This window comes from Comamonas sp. C11 (genome assembly GCF_024496285.1).
GTDB classification, from domain to species: Bacteria; Pseudomonadota; Gammaproteobacteria; order Burkholderiales; family Burkholderiaceae_C; genus Comamonas; species Comamonas testosteroni_F.
This window is the reverse complement of sequence record NZ_CP101743.1, coordinates 2,776,597-2,797,077: the sequence shown is the minus strand read 5'-3', so window position 1 is coordinate 2,797,077 and position 20,481 is coordinate 2,776,597. Positions and strand designations below refer to the sequence as shown.

Genomic DNA, 20,481 nt, shown 5'->3' with positions numbered 1-20,481 from the left:
ATGGCCCTGCCAATGAATGCCCAAGTGGACCCGCGCGATGTGCACGCGCAGGCTCGTTTCAACATGATCGAACAGCAAATCCGTCCCTGGAACGTGCTGGACGAGTCCGTGCTGGAGCTGATGGGCAAGGTCCACCGTGAAGACTATGTGTCGCCCGAATACGCGAACATGGCCTATATGGACATCGAAGTCCCCTTGAAGGGCACTGCCGAAGAAGCTGCCGCCAAGGGCTGGCATATGCTGGCGCCCAAGATCGAAGCGCGCATGCTGCAAGACGCCAAGATCAAGCCCACAGACCGCGTGCTTGAGATCGGCTCTGGCTCCGGCTATATGGCAGCCCTGCTGGCTGCCCAGGCCAAGGAAGTGGTAACGCTGGAGATCGACCCCGAGCTGGCCGAAATGGCCCGTGAGAATCTGCTCAGCGCTGGCGTCAAGAACGTCGAAGTCAAATTGGCCAACGGTGCCACCGCCTCCTTGGCACAGGGCACGTTCGACGTGATCGTGCTCAGCGGCTCGGTGGCCCAGGTTCCCGATGCGCTTTACGCCCAGCTCAACGAAGGTGGCCGCATTGCCGCCATCGTCGGTCACATGCCCGTGATGCGCTTCACGCTGGTGACCAAAAACGGCAACAACTTCGAAGTCCAGCAACCCTGGGATACAGCCGCCACGCGCCTCGTAGGCTTTGAAGAGCCTTCGCGCTTCTCGTTCTAAACGCTTGCTGCGTTCGCCCTGCTTTGTGGAACCGTCACTTCGATGCATCCGGCAGGGCCCGTCTTTCAGTGTCAGGGCCGGCCCGCAGATTCGGAGGCCGGCCACCAGGAGTTTTTATGTTGACCCAGGTCTTGCCCGCCCAGTTCCAGCAATGGCTGGCCTCTCATGCCGCGAACGGCGTCAAGCCCGTGGTGCTGGATGTGCGCGAACCCTGGGAAGTCACCTTGGCCAGTATTCAACCCGGTGAGGGCTTCGAGTTGCGCTGCATTCCCATGCACGATATCCCTGGCCGTCTGCAGGAGCTGGACCCGGACCACCCCGTCGCCTGCCTGTGCCACCATGGCGCACGCAGCATGAGCGTGGCTGCGTTTCTGGTCAACAACGGCTTTGAGGACGTCTGCAACATCACCGGCGGCATTGATGCCTGGTCGCTCAGTGCCGACGCCAGCGTGCCCCGCTACTGAGACCGTTCGGCACTCCTGCATCCTGCCTGTTGAGTTCCCCCTTGTGATCGAGACTGCCCAAACCTGACATCTATGACCAAGCTGCCCAGGCCTCTGCAAGCCCCCTCCGCCCACGCTCTGCGTGCCATTTCCTTGGGAGTTTTGCTGGCATGGGCCGGCGCTCAGACACAGGCGCAGACCTTGTCTGAGCTGGTGGCCCAGGCCCGCAGCTATGACGCTTCATGGCAGGCCCAACAAGCCGATTCGAGGGCTGCGGCCAGTCGCGCCGATCAGGCCTTGTCCGGGCTGCTGCCCAACGTGGGCATGTCGGCCGGTGCCAACCGCACCCATGTCGACATCCATACCTCCGTGCCCCTGCCGGGCATGGCCAGCAGCTTCAACAACACGCAGCAGAACCTGCAGCTCAGCGCCCAGCAGCCGCTGTACCGCCCTGCCAACAAGATTGCCTACGAACAGGGGCAGCGCGGCGTGGATGTCGCCCAGGCTCAGCTGGATGCGGCCGCACAGAACCTGATCGTGCGCGTGGCCCAGGCTTATTTCGATGTGCTGGCCGCCCAGGACAGCGTGCAGGTCGCCCAATCGCAAAAGCAGGCGATCAGCACCCAGCTCGAGATGGCCAAGCGCAATTTCGAAGTCGGCACGGCCACCATCACCGATTCGCGCGAAGCCCAATCCCGCTTCGACCTGGTCACAGCCCAGGAAATCGCCGCGCAAAATGACCTGCAGGTCAAGCGCGTGGCCCTTGATCAGCTCGTGGGCCGCGTCGGCATTCAGCCCACGCCGCTGGCTGCGCCTCTGACCCTGCCCGGAGTGGAGCCCGACAATATGCAAGCCTGGGTGGACAAGGCATTGGCCGCCCAGCCCCAGTTGCGCCAGGCCCAGCTGGCACTGGACATCGCCAGGCTGGACACGCAGAAGGCCGAGGCCGGTCACAAGCCCACGGTGGACTTGCAGGCGGGTTATGTGGTCAACCGTTACCCCAACGGCTCCATGACGCCATCCATTCCCCTGAGCTATCGCACCAACGCGGCCCAGATTGGTGTGATCATGAACATGCCGCTGTTTGCGGGCTTTGCCGTGCAAAACCGCATCCGTGAAACCGTGGCGCTGGAGGAAAAAGCCCGCGCCCAGCTCGACGATGCCCGCCGCAACGTAGAGCAGGCTACGCGCACGGCCTTCCTGGGCGTGCAATCCGGCCAGGCTCAGGTCAAGGCGCTGGAAGCGGCCCTCGCTTCAAGCCAGAGTGCGCTGGAAGCCAACAAAATGGGTTATGAGGTTGGCGTGCGTATCAATATCGATGTGCTCAACGCCCAGAGTCAGGTCTACCAGACCGAGCGCGACCTGGCCAATGCGCGCTATCAGGTGCTGCTGGGACAGCTCAAGCTGCGCCAGGCCTCGGGAGTGCTCACCGACGATGATCTGCGCATGATCGATGCGCTGACACGCACGCCCGGCATTGCCCCTGATGCCGCAGCCAAGCCAGCCATCGCAACCAGCATGGCTGCCGCAAAGCCTGCGGCCAGAACGCTCAAACGTTAAGACCGGTTCAGAAGCAGGCTTTCGGGTTCAAGGTCATATCAAACTCAAACCTTTACCCACAGGGTGCCAAGCGCTCCTAATCAAGGAGCAATCATCAGCGCTTGAATCGCCTCGGCTGTGGCCGCAGCCGCACCGCGATTGCCCTGCACCATCTGCCGACAGCTTTGTGCGGCAGCCTGCAGATGATCTGGCTTGGCCACCAGGTCCAGGGCCTGACCCAAGCCCGCTTCCATATCCTGCACGCCCAGGGCTGCGCCGGCCAGCAATGCCTGCTCGGAGGCCTGGCTGAAATTGAAGGTATGCGGCCCCAGTATCACGGGGCAATCACAGGCCAGCGCCTCGATGAGGTTCTGCCCGCCCAGCGGTGCAAAGCTCCCCCCCATCAGGGCCACCGATGCCAGGCCGTAATACAGGGGCATCTCGCCCAGCGAATCGCCAAGCCAGATCGCGCCGGACTGCCGGGGAGGCATCTGCTCCCACTGGCTGCGCCGCGACACAGCAAAGCCTGCTTTGCCCAGCAAGTTCTCCACCTCGTCAAAGCGCTGAGGATGACGCGGAACGACCAGCCATTGCACCGCCGTTGCAGCCTGGCCCAGGGTCTTGAGCGCATCGATGAACATCGCTTCCTCGCCCTCGCGGCTGCTGGCAAACAGCAGCACGGGGCGCGCCAACGCAGTGCGCCATTGGCCGGCCTGAGCGATCTGGGCGGCATCGGGCTGCACATCGAATTTGAGATTCCCCAGCACCGCATCCACGTGGGCGCCTACATTGCGCAGGCGCCCGGCATCGGCTTCGGTCTGCGCCCAGACGGCAGTCAGTGCGCCGTATGCGGGGCGAGACAAAGGCCTGACTCTCAGAGCACCGGCTTCGGATTTCTCGTTGAGACGTGCATTGGCCAGGGCCAGAGGAATACCCGTGTTGACACACGCCGCAATCAGATTCGGCCAGATCTCGGTTTCCATCAGCACGCCCACGGCAGGCTGGAACTGCGCGACAAAACGCCTGGTGGCGCCCAGGGAGTCCCAGGGCAGCCAGACCTGCACATCGCCCGGGCGCAGCAGCTTTGCACCCTCTTCTCGCCCGGTCGCAGTGCTGTGCGTCAGCAGCAGACGCATGGCCGGCATGCGCTCGCGCAAGGCCTTGACCAGGATGGCGGCAGCTCGGGTCTCGCCCAGCGACACGGAATGAATCCACACCCATCGGCCGCGTCCATCGCGCCCCAGATCTGCAGGCTGGTAATGGCCGAAGCGCTCAGGCACGGCCACGCCGTAGCCCGGCTCGAGGCGCGCGCGCCGCCGCAGCTTGCGCCGCAGCAGCGGCTGCACCGCCCAGGCCAGCGCACTGAACAGCGCACGGGCAAAGCCCATGGGAGCCGGTTTGGCCATGCTGAAGTGCCGCGCCGATCAGTGCGCAGCCGCGCCCACCTGGGCGTCAGGCTTGACGCGCTTGAGCAAGGCCAGCATCTGCGCTTCTATGCGCTGCAAGGCTTGCTGTGTATGGCCTTCAAAGCGCAGCACCAGCACGGGCGTGGTGTTGCTGGCGCGGATCAGACCGAAGCCGTCAGCCCAGTCCACGCGCAGGCCGTCAATGGTGCTGACCCGGGCAGGTTCGGCAAACTCCGTGGCAGCGAGCGTCTGCAACTCGGCCGCCAGACGATGGGGCTCGCCTTCGGCGCAGGCCACATTGAGTTCGGGCGTGGAGAAGCTGGTGGGCAATGCGTTGAGCAGTGCGCTGGGGTCGGCTTCACGGCTGACGATTTCGAGCAGACGGCAGCCCGCATAGGTGCCATCGTCAAAGCCGTACCAGCGCTCCTTGAAGAAGATATGGCCGCTCATCTCGCCACCCAGCGGCGCATCCAGCTCCTTCATGCGAGCCTTGACCAGCGAATGGCCGGTCTTGTACATCACTGCCTTGCCTCCGGCAGCTTCGATCTCGGGGGCCAGACGCTGGGTGCACTTGACGTCGAACACGATGGAGCCGCCAGGCACGCGCGAAAGCACATCCTTGGCGAACAACATCATCTGCCGGTCGGGGAAGATGTTCTGGCCGTCCTTGGTCACAATGCCCAGGCGGTCGCCGTCACCGTCAAAGGCCAGACCCAGCTCGGCATCGCTTGTCTGCAGGGCCCCGATCACATCGCGCAGGTTCTCGGGCTTGCTGGGATCGGGATGATGATTGGGGAAGTTGCCGTCGACTTCGGAGAACAGCTCGATCACCTCGCAGCCCAGTTGGCGGAAGATGGCGGGTGCCGATGCACCGGCCACACCGTTGCCGCAGTCCACCACAATCTTCATGGGCCGCGCCAGCTTCACGTCGCCCACGATGCGGGCAGTGTAATCGGCCAGCACATCGGCGCGGCTGATCTGCCCGGCACCGGTAATCGTCCAGTCCTCCGTCTCCATGCGCACGCGCAGGGCCTGGATTTCCTCGCCATAAATGGCACGGCCTGCCTGCACCATCTTGAAACCGTTGTAATCCCTGGGATTGTGGCTGCCGGTCACCTGAATGCCGCTGGTGCACAAGGTGGCGGCGGCAAAGTACAGCATGGGCGTGGTGGCCAGGCCGATGTCGATCACATCCACACCCACCTCGGTCAGGCCCTGCATCAATGCAGCCGACAAGGCGGGACCCGACAGACGACCATCGCGGCCCACCGCCACGGCTTTTTCACCGGCAACCAGCGCTGCCATGCCGAATGCGCGGCCGATGCCACGGGCGACTTCTTCAGTCAGTGTCGACGGCACGATGCCGCGAATGTCATAGGCCTTGAAGATGGAGGATGCAACTTGCACGACAGCTCTTTCTCGAAGTTTTTCAATTCCATGGCGCCAGGCAGCGGACCGCGTGGCGTGATCGGGCGATTTTAGGCTGCAAACGGCAAGGCCCGCGCCTTGATGGTCGCAGGCCTTGAACTTTGGATTCGCCGGAATCCCTGCGCGCCGTCCCGCCGTCGCTAGCCGCGGGAGTGAAGCTCCGCAACCACCGCTGCGGAAGTTACAGCCGCTGTTGTACCTGGGTCAGAGCCGCCGGATCTTCCATCGTACTCAGGTCACCGGGATCACGACCTTCCGCCACGGCCTGCAGGGCCCGGCGCAGCAGCTTGCCGCTGCGCGTCTTGGGCAGGGCCGTGACGAAAATCACGCGAGACGGACGCGCAACCGCACCCAGACGCGAATCGACCAGCTTCATCACATCGGCTTCGAGGGCCTTGCTGGAGACCTCATCGGCCACCAAGGCAGCATCGCGCACCACGGCAAAGGCCAGCGCAGCCTGGCCCTTGAGATTGTCGGCAACGCCAACCACGGCCACTTCGGCAATCTGGGCATGGGCTGAGATGCTCTCCTCGATCTCGCGCGTGCCCAGGCGATGGCCAGCCACATTGATCACATCGTCGGTACGGCCAAGGATGAAGTAGTAGCCGTCTTCATCGCGGATGCCCCAGTCGAAGGTGCTGTAGATCAGGCGACCCGGAATGCTCTTCCAGTAGGTGTTGACAAAGCGGTTGTCGTCACGCCAGACCGTCTGCATGCAACCGGGCGGCAGCGGACCTTCAATCGCCAGCACGCCCTTCTGATTCGCCCGGGTCAACTCCTCGCCGCTGGCGTCATCGATGAGCTTGACGTTGTAGCCATAGACAGCCCGGCCCGGACTGCCAAAACGCGTGGCCTGCTTTTGCACGCCGTTGCACAGCGTCATGATGGGCCAGCCGGTCTCGGTCTGCCAGTAGTTGTCGATGATGGGCTTGTTGATGGCCTGGCTGATCCAGGTCGCCGTGGGCTCGTCCAGCGGCTCGCCAGCCAGCCACAGGGCCCTGAGGCTGGAGATGTCGTAGCGCTTGAGGTAATCCGCATCATGCTTTTTGAGCACGCGAATCGCCGTCGGCGCCGAGAACATGTGCGTGACCTTGTATTTCTCGACAATGCTCCACCAGATGCCAGCATCGGGGTTGACCGGCAGCCCCTCGTACATCACCGTGGCCATGCCCGCAATCAGCGGCGCATAGATGATGTAGCTATGACCCACGACCCAGCCGATATCGCTGGTGCAGAAGAAGGTCTGTCCGGCCTGGGCATCGAAGATGTGCGGCATGCTGGCCGCCAGCGCCACGGTATAGCCACCCGTATCGCGCTGCACGCCCTTGGGCTTGCCCGTGGTGCCGCTGGTATAGAGGGTGTAGCTGGGATGGGTTGATTCCACCCAGACGCAGTCCACCTGCGCATCCAAGTACCGGGAACGCAAGGCCGACCAGTCATGGTCGCGGCCCGCCTTCATGGGCATTTCGGCCAGTCCGCGGTTGACCATCAGCACGGCAGCGGGCTGGTGGCTGGACTGCCTGAGCGCTTCATCCAGCAAAGGCTTGTAGGCCACGACGCGGCCGCCGCGCGAGCCCGCATCGGCGCTGATGATGACCTTGGGTTCGGCATCATCGATGCGCGACGCCAGCGCGCCCGAGGCAAAGCCGCCGAACACCACGGAGTGAATGGCGCCCAGACGCACGCAGGCCAACATGGCAAAGCAGGCCTCGGCAACCATGGGCATATAGATCTGCACCCGGTCGCCTTTTTGCACACCCAGCGACTGCAGCACGGCGGCCATGCGGTTGACTTCCGCATGCAGCTCGCGGTAGCTATAGACCTTTTCGGTGCGGGTTTCGGTAGAAATGGCGATCAACGCATTCTGATCGCCGCGCATCGCCAGATGACGGTCGATTGCGTTATGGCAGAGATTCGTGGTGCCGCCCACAAACCATTTGGCAAATGGCGGCTGGCTGTAATCACAGATCTGCTGGGGCTTCTGCTGCCAATCGATCAGCCCGGCCTGCTCTGCCCAGAAGCCGTCGCGGTCATCAATGGAACGCTGATAAAAATCTTCGAAACGCGTGGTCATGAATATGTCTCCTTGACTCTCCGTCTTTTGCAGAGAGCTTTCTGAATTCATAATTATTCATAATGCGCTTGCCAAAAGCTGACAACTCCGCGCTGCGCGGACAGACAGACGGGCCCGTCGAACTCAGAAGCTGTAGCGCAGGCCGACCGAGATCTGGCTGGAACTCAGCTTGGCGTGCATCTGCCCACCCTGCAGGCCACGGACATGGGTGAAATTGTTGGCAACGCCATGGGTCTTGCCCATGCCCACATAGCGTTAGCCCAGCTTAATGCTGACCTTCTGGACCGGTAAGTAGCTGATGCCAAATACCAGCACATAAGCCAGATTGTTCTGGGAATCGCTGAAGTACTGGCGGTTCACATTGCCTTGCCAGCTGCTGGACTGCAGGTGCGCCAGGCCCGGGCCTGGCGTGCCGTACACGGAAAACTGCACGTTCAGGGGAAAATCCTTGTACGCATTGACGATCAGGCGCAGCGAACCGATGCTGTGGTGATTGAAGCTCGCGGGAAAGCGCGTGGATCCGCTGGCGAACTCGTTGCTCCTGGGCATGGTTTATTCGGCTTCCAGGCGCCAGTCTGAGGGAAGCTGGTAGCCCTGGACCAGGGAGCCTCCGTGGCGCGGCGGCTGTCGCCGCCAGGCATGAACTGCCCCAGACCGGGTGAGCGCTGGAGTCCATGCCATGGGCCTTGTAATTGGAGGAATTGATGTGGACGGAGCCATAGAAATAATCGGCAACCGAAGCGCTGCCCGAGGTGGCCAGGAACAGGGTGGTCGACAACCAGCGCAGCTCGGCGCCGATTGAGGTCGCTTGCCTTCGGATCAATTGCCCCAAGCACAATGCTTTTTGCAAGGAAAATGGATTTGAACTCGGAAACGATCTATCAGAGACGAGCCGCTCATGGAGTGGTGTTCGGCCTTGCTGGCTTTGCAGAAGTTGCCGGCCGCTCAGTTTCGCGCCTTGAGCCATGCCAGCCACGTCTCAAGATCATCCTGGCTCAGCAAGACATTGCTCTCGGTCGGCTGAGCGACGCACCGACGACGCACAAGGCCTTTGTAGTTGGTCCGTCCTGTGGACCGCTACGCGCAGGACATGATGGCGTCTTGACCTGCGTTGAAATCGATCTGCCTGCCTGGGCAGGTGTCGCCGCATTTGGCCGCCCCTTCCACCATGAACCATTGCCGCTTGCCGATCTGACGGGTTCGAGTGCTGATCGATTGCTCGAAGCTCTCTCAGATGCCACCGATTGGCACAACCGCCTTGCCTTGGTCGAGGCGTTCATTGTGGGTCGGCTCAGTGCCGGAGTGCGGCGCATCAGTCCGGAAATCCAATGGGCCTGGGAAAAGCTGGAAAGTGGCAACGGCCGTGCTTCGATCCGAGAACTGGCAGATGAAATCGGCTGGAGCGGTCGTCACTTCGGGCAACGCTTTCGCCATGAAACCGGCATCCTGCCCAAAACAGCCATGCGCATGATGCGTTTCGCCCGCGCCAGTCGTCTTGCAGAAGATTCGAGAGAATCGTTAGCCGATATCGCATATGTGTGTGGCTACGCCGATCAGAGCCACCTAACGCGCGAGTTCCTTGAGTTTGCGGGCCGTTCGCCGGATGCCCACCGAAAAGCCCGCTTTTCTGACCTGCCAGGGACATCGGCGAAGAAAGCCGCAGGCTAGAGCCCGGTCATTTTCATTCAATACGCGCCCCCGTAGCTGGGTTTACCTTCTCAGCCAGGCATCACCGCCGCAGGAGAAAATGTATGAATGGAGAAGTGGGCTATATCGAGTTTGGAGCCAGCGAAGCGGCAATCACGTCACGGTTCTTCGCAGATCTCTTCAATTGGCCGTTTCACGCCATGGGCAACCAGGGCGATGGCTGGTTCGAGACACCGAACATCAAGGCAGGGCTTCACGGAAACGATGCCGGCAATCATGCCGTGATTTATTTTCGCGTGAGCGACATCGAGAAATCGGCAGCGCAAGTGCGTGAGCTGGGCGGCGAAGTCGATGAGCCCGGCTCCAGCGAGTCGGGATTCGGCCGTTTCTACAATTGCCGCGATCCGCAGGGGTTGCGTTTCGGTCTATTCCAAGCTTGAGACTCCATCCTCATTGGTTCAGAGTGCTGCAGGCTGAAATGAAAAAAGGCGCTCCGCAGAGCGCCTGAGGGCTGCAAGGCCGGGGCCCGCGCCTCGGCTTACTTGACCAGAGCCAGCATCTCCTTGAAGGCAGGGTCTTCACAGGTGCGCAGCCACTCGAACATCACCATCTCGGTGGTCACCAGCTCGGCGCCGGCACCTGCCAGACGGTCAAATGCTGCATCCCGGTTGCGCTCGGTACGCGAGCCGCAGGCATCCGTCACCACCCACACATCGAACTCGTCTTCCAGCAGCTCCAGCGCCGTCTGCAACAGGCAGACATGGGTTTCGCAGCCGGCAATCACCACCATATTGCGCTCGGGCGCCTGCTGCTGGGGCTTTTGCAGATGCTTGGGCAGGCTGCGCGCATTGCCGCCCTGGGGCTTGGCGGGAGGACGCAGCCATTCGCCCAGCCCCTCCGGCACGGCGCTGAAATACATTTTCTCCAGCGTCTTCTGGCACAGAGCCTTAAGCTCCGCATTGTTGGCGCCAAGGCGCGAGGGGTTCTGCTCCGTTCCCCAGACAGGCACATCCAGCAGCTGCGCCATCTTGGCCAGCTTGACCGCATTGGCCAGCGCTTGCGCGCCTTCGTGGATGACGGGCATCAGCTTGTCCTGGTAGTCCACCAGAACCAGTTGCGACTCGGAAGCTTCTAACAACATGGCAAATCTTTCTTAAAACCGTGTCAAGCCGCTGCCAAAAAAGAGCGGCGCTCGCACAGGACAGACGCGCGGCGCGCTGAGGAAGCGCGTCACATCGGCTGCAATCGATGGCGCTATTGTCGCTGTAAGCGCATGCCGGGGTAGAAAGTCCGTCAATGCAACGCCTTTCACATGTCAATACCATGAATTGGTGCATTCCCGACCCGCATTCACCAGAATGGGGAAATTACGTACGGCCATACGCTGCAAATTTGAGAGCAGCTTACGCAATAAGCTTATGCCCGCAGCTCACTTGCTGTGCTGCATCAAAAACCAAGAGAAAAAATTGGAAATAGAGCCCCCATCCTACAAATGAACGTGTTACCCTCACGCCCCATGTCCCGATGGCTTATTGCACTTCTATTTGTCGGCGTTACCTCAGCGCACGCAGCGCCTAGCGAGCAGCGTGACGACGACATGGCCCAGTTGCTGGTCAGCCGCGGCCTCATCACCCAGTTGCGTGAAGCTCGCCACTCTGTGGCCGAGAAGACGACTGACTTCGTGCGCGAAGCACGTCAGAACGTGGCCGAAAAAACCTCCGATCTGGTAGTAACGGCCATGGGCTTCCTTGGCGTTCCCTATCGCCTGGGTGGAACCAACGCCGAAACCGGCTTCGACTGCAGCGGTTTCGTGCGCGCCATCTACTCCCAGACCATGGGCAAGGTTCTGCCTCGCGTCTCTGCTGAACAGGCCAATGCCACCCAGCAGATCGACCGCAGCGACCTCAAGCCTGGTGATCTGGTGTTCTTCAACACCATGCGCCGCACATTCAGCCATGTGGGCATCTACGTGGGTGACGGCAAATTCATCCACGCACCGCGCACCGGCGCAAGCGTGCGTGTGGAAAGCATGCAGACCTCCTACTGGGCGCGCCGCTTCGACGGCGCCCGCCGCGTCGAAGGCGCTGACGCCTCGGCGACCACGGCTGCTGCATATAGCGCCCTGGGCCCATTGCAGCCCTGATTCCGAATCGGGGCCTGACCAAAACGCCTGCTTCTGCAGGCGTTTTTGTTTCTCCCTTGGTCCCTGATGTAGCCCATGCCTCCGTGTGTTTTCACGCAAGAACCGCGCTCGCGCCTACATTCAGAATCGTCCGACATAGTCGAACCATCGGGCCGGGTAGAGTCACTTTCGTTAGAGCACCAACAGGGAACAGAATATGTCCATCATCGGAACCATCATCGTCGGTCTTATCGTCGGTTTGATCGCGCGGGCCATCAAGCCGGGCAATGACAGCATGGGCTGGATCATGACGATTCTTCTCGGTATCGTCGGCTCGTTTGTAGCTACCTATCTGGGCTCGGCCATGGGCTGGTACCAGCCCGGACAAACCGCAGGCTGGATCGCATCGGTCATTGGTGCGGTGATTCTTTTGTTTATTTATGGCATGGTACGCGGTAAGGCCAACTGAATCTGAATTCCGACCAAAAGGGGCCGACAAGCCCCTTTTTCTATTTCCGTCATCTCCTTATCGAATATGTGGAAAAAAGACCCGAGCTTCAGAAATCTTAGTGCGACCAGAGCGGAGCGCAAAGACATTGCCCAAGCCGCTGAACGGGCCCGCAAACTACTGAGAAGACGGGCACTCGTCAGCGCTGCCGCCAGTGTCATTCCCATACCCGGTCTGGACTGGGCTGCAGATGCCGCCCTGCTCGCACAGCTCTATCCGCGCATCAACCAGGAGTTCGGGTTGACGCCAGAGCAACTCGACCAACTCACGCCAGGAAAGCGCGAGCAAGTCCAGAAAGCAATCGCCATGGTTGGCTCCGTGCTGATCGGCAAGTTCATCACCCGCGACATGGTGCTGCGCCTCGGCAAAGCCATGGGACTGCGCATGAGCACCAGGCAGGCCGCCAGATATGTGCCGCTACTGGGCCAGCTCGCAGCTGCATCCATAGGCTACGCGACGCTGCGCTATCTGGGCGAGCGCCATATTCAGGACTGTATGCGGGTGGTGGAAGAGGCCGAGCTGGACATTCCAGGCCGCTGGCTGGACACCCGAAATCTGCTGCAACGCAATAGCGATCTGGTGCGCAATTGGCAGCAAGACCGAGGTCCCTGGCAGCGTGGCCGTGAAGACTGAGACAGCAACCTCCTCGCAGACAATGCACCTATGAACGACAGCAGCCTCCAAGCCCATCGTTACTGGCTCATGAAGAACGAGCCCGACGAGTATTCCATCGACCATGCTCTGGCGTCCCCCGAGCAGACCATTGCCTGGAATGGCGTGCGCAATTACCAGGCACGCAATTTCATGCGTGACGATATGCAGGTGGGTGACGGCGTGCTGTATTGGCATTCCAGTTGCGCCGAACCTGGGATTTACGGCATTGCCCGCATTGCCGGCAATCTGCGCGTGGACCCTTCCCAGTTCGACCCTGCGGACCCCTATTACGACCCCAAGTCCCAGGCAGACAAACCGCGCTGGCTTATGCTGGATGTGCAGGCGCTGAAAAAGATCCGCCCACTGCTGATGCCAGAACTACGCGAACAACCTCAACTGGCGCAGATGCGCGTGCTGCAAAAAGGCAATCGTCTCTCCATTACCCCCGTGACCGAAGCCGAATGGCAATGCATTCAGTCTCTGCTGCAGGGGAGTAGAGGCTGAGCATATTCATGCTCTTCCAGTCATAGCAAGCTGCGCTGATACCGGCCTGAAATTAATGCGTTTCTCATCATAAGCAACCTCGGCAGCAACAAAATCCGATAATGCCGGCTTTTCGCTGTTGCCTGACCCGAGGCCCAGCGGAACCCAAGAATGGCGCCCTGCTTCAGGGCATGTCCAAACCATTGATAACACAGTGGCAACCAAGCTGGGACCCATCTCTGCGGCGCATTGCCACGCGCAGGCCGGTGCGGGTTTTGTGCCGGCTCTCTTGTTCTTGTAGAAGATGACTGCACTGACTGATCGCCCGCCCTTGGCAGCCTCGACCACCTCCCCCGTTCGCCTGCAAAAGACTCTGCTGCTATGGCATGTGATCATCATCGGCCTGGCCTATATCCAGCCGATGACATTGCTGGACACTTTCGGCATGGTCTCGCGCGATTCGCTGCAGCATGTGCCCACCTCCTACTTTGTCGCCTTGCTGGCCGTGCTGCTGACCTCGCTGAGCTACGGCCACATGATCCGTCGCTACCCATCCTCGGGTTCGGCCTATACCTATGCGCAAAAGGCCATTCACCCCAACGTGGGCTTCATGGTGGGCTGGTCGTCATTGCTGGACTACCTGCTCTCGCCCATGGTCAATATCTTGCTGGCCAGGATCTATCTGACCTCCATGTTCCCCGAGGTCAACCACTGGGTCTGGATCGTCGGCCTGACCGCGCTGATGGTCTGCGTGAATCTGCGCGGCATTCGCTTTGTCGCCCATTTCAATGGCTTGATCGTGTTCTTCCAACTGCTCATCATCGCCATCTTCACCTGCATGGTCTGGCGCGATCTGCATGCAGGCCGTAATGTCCTGGGCGCGATTGCCGAACATGGCGGCCAGGGCCTGTGGACGCTGTCGCCCTTCTGGAGCTCCCAGGCCGAAATCGGCGCACTGATTACCGGAGCCACCATTCTCTGTTTTTCGTTCACGGGCTTTGACTCGCTGAGTTCACTGGCCGAAGAGACCCACGACACCCGAAACACCTTGCCCAAGGCCATTTTTCTGACGGCGCTGATTTCCGGCCTGATCTTCATTGCGGCCACTTATTTTCTGCAGCTCTATTTCCCCGGCAACCCGAGACAGTACTTCGAGGCCGTGGACGAAACCCAACCCGAGATCCTCTATCTGGTGGGGGGCGCGCTGTTCAAGTCGGTGGTGCTGTCCTTTGCCATCGTCACCGTCATGGCCTCGGGCATCGCGGCTCACGCTGGTGTATCGCGCCTGATGTATGCGATGGGCCGCGACGGCGTGATCCACAAGCGCTTCTTCGGCCATGTCAGCCCCAAGTCCTTCACGCCTTCCTACAACATTCTGCTGGTGGGCGCGGTAGCGCTGACCGCTGGATTTCTGAGCCTGGAATATGTGGTCGCCCTGATCAGCTTCGGCGCGCTGACGGCTTTCAGTTTTGTCAATCTGTCGGTGCTGGCTGAATATATATGGCGCCAGGGCCGCTGGCACACCCCGGGCGACCTGCTGCGCTATCTTGTCACTCCGGTGCTGGGCTTCATGAGTGTAGGCGCCATGTGGCTGGAGGTGGAGCCCAGCTCGCTGAGTTCGGGCCTCATCTGGGGCAGCATCGGCCTTGTCTATCTGGCCATCATCACCAGTGGCTTTCGCAAGACTGCGCCCCAGTATGACGACTCGGCGGACTGATCCGCCGCGCAGCATTTTCGGGTGGCGTGGCGTATTTCCCACAGGGCAATCTCGCCGCGTCCTCTAACATCCTTGAATCAGAGTCTGATCGACCGCCATGCCAAGGAGTTTGAGATTGCGCTGGAGCACCCCGTTCATGCTGGCCTGGCGTCGTGCCAAGACCACTTTTCCATCGCGGGCCAGGCTGGCCCTGCGTGATGCGATTGCTGCAGCACTGGCCAGCATGCTGGCCTGGGTCATCGCCCAGCAGCTTTGGGGCCACCCCAAGCCCGCCTTCGCCGTGGTCACTGCCGTGATCTGCCTCGCCCCGGGACTGCCCAGCCATCTGAAACAGGCGCGCAGTCTGCTCATAGGCTGCACACTGGGTATCGTGATCGGCGATCTGCTGTGGCAGTTGCCCGAGCAGCATCTGTTGCTGCGCATGAGTCTTGGCGCATTCCTCTCCATCCTGCTCGGCGCCATCATCGGCCCCGCGCCCGTGGTGCCGATTCAAGCCGGGGTCTCGGTGATTCTGGTGCTGGTGCTCGGCCCCAGCATGGCGGGCGGAGCCCGTCTGCTGGACGTCACGGTCGGTGCTGCGGTCGGGCTTATCTTCAGCCAGGTGTTGCTGACCTCCAATCCCATCAAGGATATGGGCCGGGCCGCCTCGATCTTTCTCAAGCAGCTTGCCAACGGTCTGGATCTGATTCTCAAGGCCTGCCAGCAGCAGAAAGCCGATGCGGCCGAAACTGCCCTCGGCCAGCTATCACTGGCCCATGAATCGCTGGCCGCCCTGCGCGCCGCCGTAGGCCAGGCCCATTCCTCGCGCCGCTGGTCATTGCGCGGACGGCTCAATGCAGAACGACTGGCTTTTGTCACCCGCCGCTATGACCGCCATGCCGTGCGCGTCTATGCCACGGCTCTGCTGCTGGCCGAAAGTCTGAACCGTGCCACCGCCCACACCGGGAAGCCGCCGCCTGCGGCGATGGCCGACTACTGCCGCTGGCTGACGCATGCCTGTCTGGATCTGGCCAACCAGCCAACCGTGGTAGCGCTCAAGGCTGATGATCCACTGGCGACCATGGACAGCTGCCCTGCATCAACTGCACCGACAGAAGTACTTCAGCCCGAATGGCGGCTGGTGCACGAAAATGCCCAGCAACTGGAGCGTGCATTGCGCGCCCTTATCGGCTCGCGCGATGCGTGAAAAACATTCACCCAAACGCATACCCATTCATCGCAGGCAGCCCTCAAATCAGAAGTTTGACCCGTCGCGCTTGTAAACCGTGCGCCCTTCCTTGATGGTCTCCAGCACCTGGAGATTGGCAAGCTGATGCGGCGGCACGGTCAGCGGGTTGTCCGAAAGCACAACCAGATCGGCCAGCTTGCCGACCTCGATGGAGCCCTTGCGGTCTTCCTCGAAATGCTGGTAGGCCGACCATATGGTCTGCGCCTTGAGCGCCACCCAGGGCGAGACGCGATGCTCCGGCCCCAGCACACGCCCTGAGCGCGTCGTGCGATTCACCGTGGCATCGAGCACGCGCATCGACGATGGCAGGGCCACAGGCGCATCGTGGTGAGAGGTGAACACCATGCCCTCGCCCAGCACCCAGCCTGTCGGCGAGATGTTCTGCGCACGCGGATCGCCCAGCACCGAGTCGTGGTGCCAGTCGCCCCAGTAAAAGGTATGCATGGGAAACAGCGACGGGAAAATGCCCAGCTCCTTGAGCTGGCTCACCTGGTCGCGCCGCAGCGTCTGACCGTGGATCAGCACCGGGCGTACAGCACGCGCCTGCTCCACGGGACCGCTGGCTCGCACGGCTGCAATGAACTGATCGATCGCCGCATCGCCGTTGCCATGCACCAGAATCTGCCAGCCGTTGTGGATGGCCCTGGCCACCTGCTCGTTGGCCCTGACATCGCTGAGCACCCCGTAGCCGCGGTAGCCGGGCTGCTGGCCATCGGGCGGTACCAGATAGGGCTCGGTCAGCCAGGCCGTCTTGCCCTGGGGCGAGCCATCGAGCGTGAGCTTGACACCGCCAATGCGGAAGCGATTGGTATAGCTGCGGCTGAACTTGAGCCTGTTGGCCAGCGCGCCGTCGCCCAGTTGCAGTATGTCGGGATAGGACACCACGTCGATGACCAGCCGACGGGACTCGGCAGCCGCCATGGCCGAGGCAATGGCAGCTGCGTCGGAGCGACCGTCCTGCACCGTGGTATAGCCGAACTCCAGATAGAGCTGCTGGGCTTTTTCCAGCCAGTCCATGGATTGCTCCAGCGTGAGCTTGGGCATGATCCTGCCCAGGCTGTGGAAGAAGGCGTTCTCCTCCAGCACCCCGTTGGGCACCGGGCTGCCGGCACGGCGGCGGATCACGCCGCCCTCTGGATTGGGAGTGCCGGGCCCGATGCCGGCACGGGCCAGGGCCGCGGAATTGAGTGCACCGAAGTGCCCGGACTGGTGAATCACGGCAATCGGCAGATCACGGGAGACGGCATCGAGGTCGTCACGTGTGGGATGGCGCCGCTCCTGAAGCTGGGAATCGTCATAACCAAAGCCGAGCACGATGCCCAGCTGTTTGACCTCGGGTGAAGTCTTGATGTACTCACGCAGCGTCTGCTGCAGGTCGGCGATAGAGGCGTTGCCGCCGTCGGGCGGAGGCAGCAGATTGGCCGAAATGGCCTGCAACCCCACGCCGCCGATATGGCTGTGCGGGTCCACAAAACCCGGAATCAGCGTGCGCCCCTGCAAGTCCACCATGCGCGTGGAAGCGCCGCGCAAGGCCTCCAGTTCCTGAGCCGAGCCAATGGCGGCAATCATCCCGGCACTCACCGCCACGGCTTCCACCTGGGGCTGAGCGTCGTTCATGGTGAGAATCGGGCCGCCGTAATAGATCAGCTCGGCGGGCTTGACCGCCGTCTTGGTACGACGCGAGGCACAGCCCGCGAGCCAGGGCGTTGATGACAATACCGTCAGCGAGGCTGCGGTGGCGAGAAACTGGCGCTTTTGCATCATGGACCTCCACAAGACTGCAGCGTAACCGCAGTTCAGACTCGAATCATGCTTGAGCTGGCAATTGGGTCCTGTGCGTCAACTCAAAACAATGCATCAAATCGGGCTACCGCGCCTATCCGACAAGAACTGCAAGCTCATCAATACAGAGCATCATTCCCTGGTCTCAATCCCTGAGGTGGCTCCAGCAACGACCCACTCCCAGCGCCAGCAACCAGCCCAACACGCACATGCTGCCCGTCACCATCCAGGTGAACTGCCAACCTCCCATCTGCATGGCCACGGCCGCCACCAGCGGAGGACCTGCGAATTGCCCCACGCAAGACCATTGCTGCATGAAACCCACGGTGGTGGACACCGTGGCCTGGCTGGGCGCCAGATGCATGGCCGTTGTGAACAAGGTCGCCGGTATCAGGCCGCCCGTCGCAGAGAACAGCGCCACGGCCACAAAGCGCAGCCACAGAGGAGCCAGCGGCTCGCCCCCGATCTGCACATAGGCCAGCAGCGCCGTCAGCCCCATCAGCACATAGCCGGTCTGCAGGCAGTGCGCTGGACTCCAACCGCGGTGCAACAACCTGCCTGCCGCCACATTGCCCAGCATATTGCTGGCGGCGACCACGGCCGTCAGCAGGCCCACCAGCTTGGCACTAAGTCCTGCTTCCGAATAAAGCGTGGGCAGAAAGCCGACAATGCCCATCCACTGACCCGAATACACCATAAAGCCCAGTGACACCAGCCAGGGGCCGGGGCTGCGCAATGTGAGCGCCAGACGCGGACGCCATCTCTCATCGGCAGTGGCTGCGACGGCTGCAGTTGCAGTTGCAGTTGCAGTTGCAGTTGCATCCGCAGGCACCATGCGCCAGACGGCATAGGCCGCCAAGGCGGAAGTAAAGCCCAGTGCAAGCCACCAAGTCTGCCAACTGGTCGCCTGCAGCACCCATGGCCCAAGCAGCAAGCCCAAGGCACTGCCAATGGGCATATAAGAGCCCCACCAGCCCATGCGCGCCCCCAGTTCTGACGGCTTGACGCTGCGACGAATCAGCCCTGGAGCAGGCATGGCAACCAGCAAAAAACCCAGACCTTCCAGAGCGCGCAGCGCCAGCAGCCAGGTGAAGTCCGTGGCCGCAGCCCCCACCAAGCTGGACAGTGCCATCATCATCAGCCCTGTCAGCAGGCTGCGGCGCAGCCCCCATTTGTCTGCCCCCAGGCCCACCACCAGGCCCAGCACCATGCCTGCCACCTGGACGGTGGAGAGCAAGAATCCCGCCTGCACCAGGGACATGCCCAGTTGCTGCTGCAGCAGGGGTACGGCGGGCGGTAGCTTGCCCACATGCAGCGAGGCACTGACGCCCGCAGCGACGATGATCCATGAGGGGTTCAGACCCCGGCTAGTCACAGGCTCCACCACGTTGTCTCTTTTTCTCAGCTAGGTGATATGTCAACTATCTAGCATATGACAAAACATGAGGCCGATAGACAAGCAGGCTCGCAAGCACTGTCAACACAGGCAGCGCTTAGCCCGGATCGCGCAAGAACACGGCCGAGCACGGGGCAGCCGTAGGGATCTGCAAAGCCGTCGAAGGTCAGAGTGCTGGTGGCAATGATGACGCAGGCGCCAGCGATCCGGGAGCAGAAATGGGAGCGAGGGGCATTGGTCTGGGAGCCGGCACAGGCAGGGACCGCCACCGGCAACGCCACCTCGACCGACGCTGACGCCCTTCTTGCTCAGAGAATGTCCAGCGGCTGCTTGAAGCGCGGCGGGGGCGATGCAGCATCGATCAGCGCCAGCTCCTCGGCACTGAGCCTGAGCTGCAGTGCGCAGACGTTGTCTCGGATATGGTCTGCCGAGCCGCTCTCGGGAATTGGCAGCACATGGCCGCTGCGCAGCGCCCAGGTCAGAGCCACCACACTGGCACTGACACCATGGCGAGCACCGATTTCGGCCAGCAAACTTTGCTCGATCAGCTCACCATGTCCAAGCGGGCAATACGCCATCACGGTCACGCCGTTGTTCTGGCACCAGGGCAGCAAGTCATATTCGATGCCGCGGCTGAAAACGTTGTAGAGCACCTGATTGACCACGCAGTTGCGTCCGCCCGGCACTTGCCACAGCTCCTTCATATCGTCGGTGTCGAAATTGGAGACGCCCCAATGGCGAATCTTGCCCTGCATCTTCAGGTCCTCGAACGCTGCCACCGTCTCGGCCAGCGGCGTACTGCCACGCCAGTGCAGCAAATACAGGTCCATGCAGTCCACTCCCAAGCGCTCGCAGCTGGCACCGAACGCACGCATCACTCCCTTGCGGCCAGCATGCATGGGCAGCACCTTGCTGACCAGAAAGGGCCGGGGCTTGCTGGACGGCCACTCACGCAGCACATCGCCAATCAGTTTCTCGGATAGGCCGTCGCCATACATCTCGGCAGTGTCGATCACGCTCAGGCCGAGCTGCAACCCCGTGAGCAAGGCCGCTTTCTCCTCGTCCCAGCTACGCCGCCCCTGGCCAAGATGCCAGCTACCCATGCCCAGACTGGCATGTCCCTGTAAGAAAGCTATGGCACTGTGCATATGACCGATCTCCAAGAAAATTCCTAAAAACATGCTGTTTGTCTGATATTACTGACGCTTTGCGCTATCAATCCGGCTACTTGTGTCAGCTCAGTTTGAGCCACGTTATGCTTCGCTTGCGAATCGACGACGATGATTCGAATATGTATGTGAAATCAAGTTCGCTATTACCAATAGCTTTCCTCAATAAATTCA

The 20,481-nt window shown here is 61.4% G+C and carries 19 protein-coding genes; 11 read left to right on the top strand and 8 right to left on the bottom strand.

Translation table 11 applies throughout. The features are described 5' to 3' along the window. The 3 genes from NOX35_RS12760 (at position 1) to NOX35_RS12750 (ending at position 2,714) form a co-directional block, all read left to right on the top strand. On the top strand, positions 1-711 hold the full coding sequence (locus NOX35_RS12760; protein ID WP_256496807.1) for a protein-L-isoaspartate O-methyltransferase: 711 nt from the start codon (positions 1-3) through the stop codon (positions 709-711). 116 nt (positions 712-827) lie between these two features. After that, positions 828-1,175, top strand: coding sequence for a rhodanese-like domain-containing protein (locus NOX35_RS12755; protein WP_256496806.1), 348 nt, complete (start codon positions 828-830; stop codon positions 1,173-1,175). A gap of 72 nt (positions 1,176-1,247) precedes the next feature. Next, positions 1,248-2,714, top strand: a complete 1,467-nt coding sequence (locus NOX35_RS12750; protein WP_256496805.1) for a TolC family outer membrane protein — start codon at positions 1,248-1,250, stop codon at positions 2,712-2,714. A gap of 80 nt (positions 2,715-2,794) precedes the next feature. On the opposite strand, the gene NOX35_RS12745 is transcribed toward NOX35_RS12750, so the two are convergent. The 4 genes from NOX35_RS12745 to NOX35_RS12730 form a co-directional block, all read right to left on the bottom strand. After that, positions 2,795-4,099, bottom strand: coding sequence for a 3-deoxy-D-manno-octulosonic acid transferase (locus NOX35_RS12745; RefSeq protein ID WP_256496804.1), 1,305 nt, complete (start codon positions 4,097-4,099; stop codon positions 2,795-2,797). Positions 4,100-4,117: 18 nt separating this feature from the next. Continuing rightward, positions 4,118-5,506 (bottom strand): phosphomannomutase/phosphoglucomutase, encoded by a 1,389-nt coding sequence (locus tag NOX35_RS12740; RefSeq protein ID WP_256496803.1) that lies wholly within the window; start codon positions 5,504-5,506, stop codon positions 4,118-4,120. Positions 5,507-5,708: 202 nt separating this feature from the next. Beyond that, positions 5,709-7,601: a propionate--CoA ligase gene (locus NOX35_RS12735; protein ID WP_256496802.1), complete on the bottom strand. Its 1,893-nt coding sequence runs from the start codon at positions 7,599-7,601 to the stop codon at positions 5,709-5,711. 255 nt (positions 7,602-7,856) lie between these two features. Further along, positions 7,857-8,150, bottom strand: coding sequence for a hypothetical protein (locus NOX35_RS12730; protein ID WP_256496801.1), 294 nt, complete (start codon positions 8,148-8,150; stop codon positions 7,857-7,859). Between the two features lie 312 nt (positions 8,151-8,462). On the opposite strand from NOX35_RS12730, the gene NOX35_RS12725 reads away from it, so the two are divergent. After that, the gene (locus NOX35_RS12725; RefSeq protein WP_182287014.1) at positions 8,463-9,269 is read left to right on the top strand and encodes an AraC family transcriptional regulator; all 807 of its coding nucleotides are present in this window, start codon (positions 8,463-8,465) and stop codon (positions 9,267-9,269) included. 83 nt (positions 9,270-9,352) lie between these two features. Then, positions 9,353-9,688, top strand: coding sequence for a VOC family protein (locus NOX35_RS12720; RefSeq protein ID WP_256496800.1), 336 nt, complete (start codon positions 9,353-9,355; stop codon positions 9,686-9,688). Between the two features lie 98 nt (positions 9,689-9,786). Here NOX35_RS12720 and NOX35_RS12715 read toward each other — a convergent pair whose 3' ends face one another. After that, positions 9,787-10,389 (bottom strand): isochorismatase family protein, encoded by a 603-nt coding sequence (locus NOX35_RS12715; RefSeq protein WP_004340903.1) that lies wholly within the window; start codon positions 10,387-10,389, stop codon positions 9,787-9,789. A gap of 375 nt (positions 10,390-10,764) precedes the next feature. Between NOX35_RS12715 and NOX35_RS12710 the strand changes: the two genes are divergently transcribed. The 6 genes from NOX35_RS12710 to NOX35_RS12685 all read left to right on the top strand — a co-directional run bounded on the left by NOX35_RS12710 (position 10,765) and on the right by NOX35_RS12685 (position 15,918). Further along, positions 10,765-11,391, top strand: coding sequence for a C40 family peptidase (locus tag NOX35_RS12710; RefSeq protein WP_256496799.1), 627 nt, complete (start codon positions 10,765-10,767; stop codon positions 11,389-11,391). Positions 11,392-11,587: 196 nt separating this feature from the next. Then, on the top strand, positions 11,588-11,839 hold the full coding sequence (locus NOX35_RS12705) for a GlsB/YeaQ/YmgE family stress response membrane protein (protein ID WP_003079200.1): 252 nt from the start codon (positions 11,588-11,590) through the stop codon (positions 11,837-11,839). A 66-nt stretch (positions 11,840-11,905) separates the two neighbouring features. Next, the gene (locus NOX35_RS12700; RefSeq protein ID WP_182287012.1) at positions 11,906-12,511 is read left to right on the top strand and encodes a hypothetical protein; all 606 of its coding nucleotides are present in this window, start codon (positions 11,906-11,908) and stop codon (positions 12,509-12,511) included. A gap of 30 nt (positions 12,512-12,541) precedes the next feature. Continuing rightward, positions 12,542-13,036 (top strand): EVE domain-containing protein, encoded by a 495-nt coding sequence (locus tag NOX35_RS12695; protein ID WP_182287011.1) that lies wholly within the window; start codon positions 12,542-12,544, stop codon positions 13,034-13,036. A gap of 283 nt (positions 13,037-13,319) precedes the next feature. Next, complete coding sequence (locus tag NOX35_RS12690; protein ID WP_256496798.1) at positions 13,320-14,732, top strand: APC family permease; 1,413 nt, start codon at positions 13,320-13,322, stop codon at positions 14,730-14,732. A gap of 115 nt (positions 14,733-14,847) precedes the next feature. Then, positions 14,848-15,918, top strand: a complete 1,071-nt coding sequence (locus tag NOX35_RS12685; protein WP_232538228.1) for an aromatic acid exporter family protein — start codon at positions 14,848-14,850, stop codon at positions 15,916-15,918. Positions 15,919-15,966: 48 nt separating this feature from the next. On the opposite strand, the gene NOX35_RS12680 is transcribed toward NOX35_RS12685, so the two are convergent. The 3 genes from NOX35_RS12680 to NOX35_RS12670 form a co-directional block, all read right to left on the bottom strand. Then, a complete protein-coding gene (locus NOX35_RS12680) occupies positions 15,967-17,721 on the bottom strand; it encodes an amidohydrolase (protein ID WP_371878545.1) in 1,755 nt (584 codons plus the stop codon). 166 nt (positions 17,722-17,887) lie between these two features. Continuing rightward, entirely contained in the window at positions 17,888-19,126 is a 1,239-nt protein-coding gene (locus NOX35_RS12675; RefSeq protein WP_256496796.1) for a CynX/NimT family MFS transporter, read from the bottom strand. Positions 19,127-19,446: 320 nt separating this feature from the next. Beyond that, a complete protein-coding gene (locus NOX35_RS12670) occupies positions 19,447-20,286 on the bottom strand; it encodes an aldo/keto reductase (protein ID WP_182287008.1) in 840 nt (279 codons plus the stop codon). Positions 20,287-20,481: the final 195 nt, after the last annotated feature.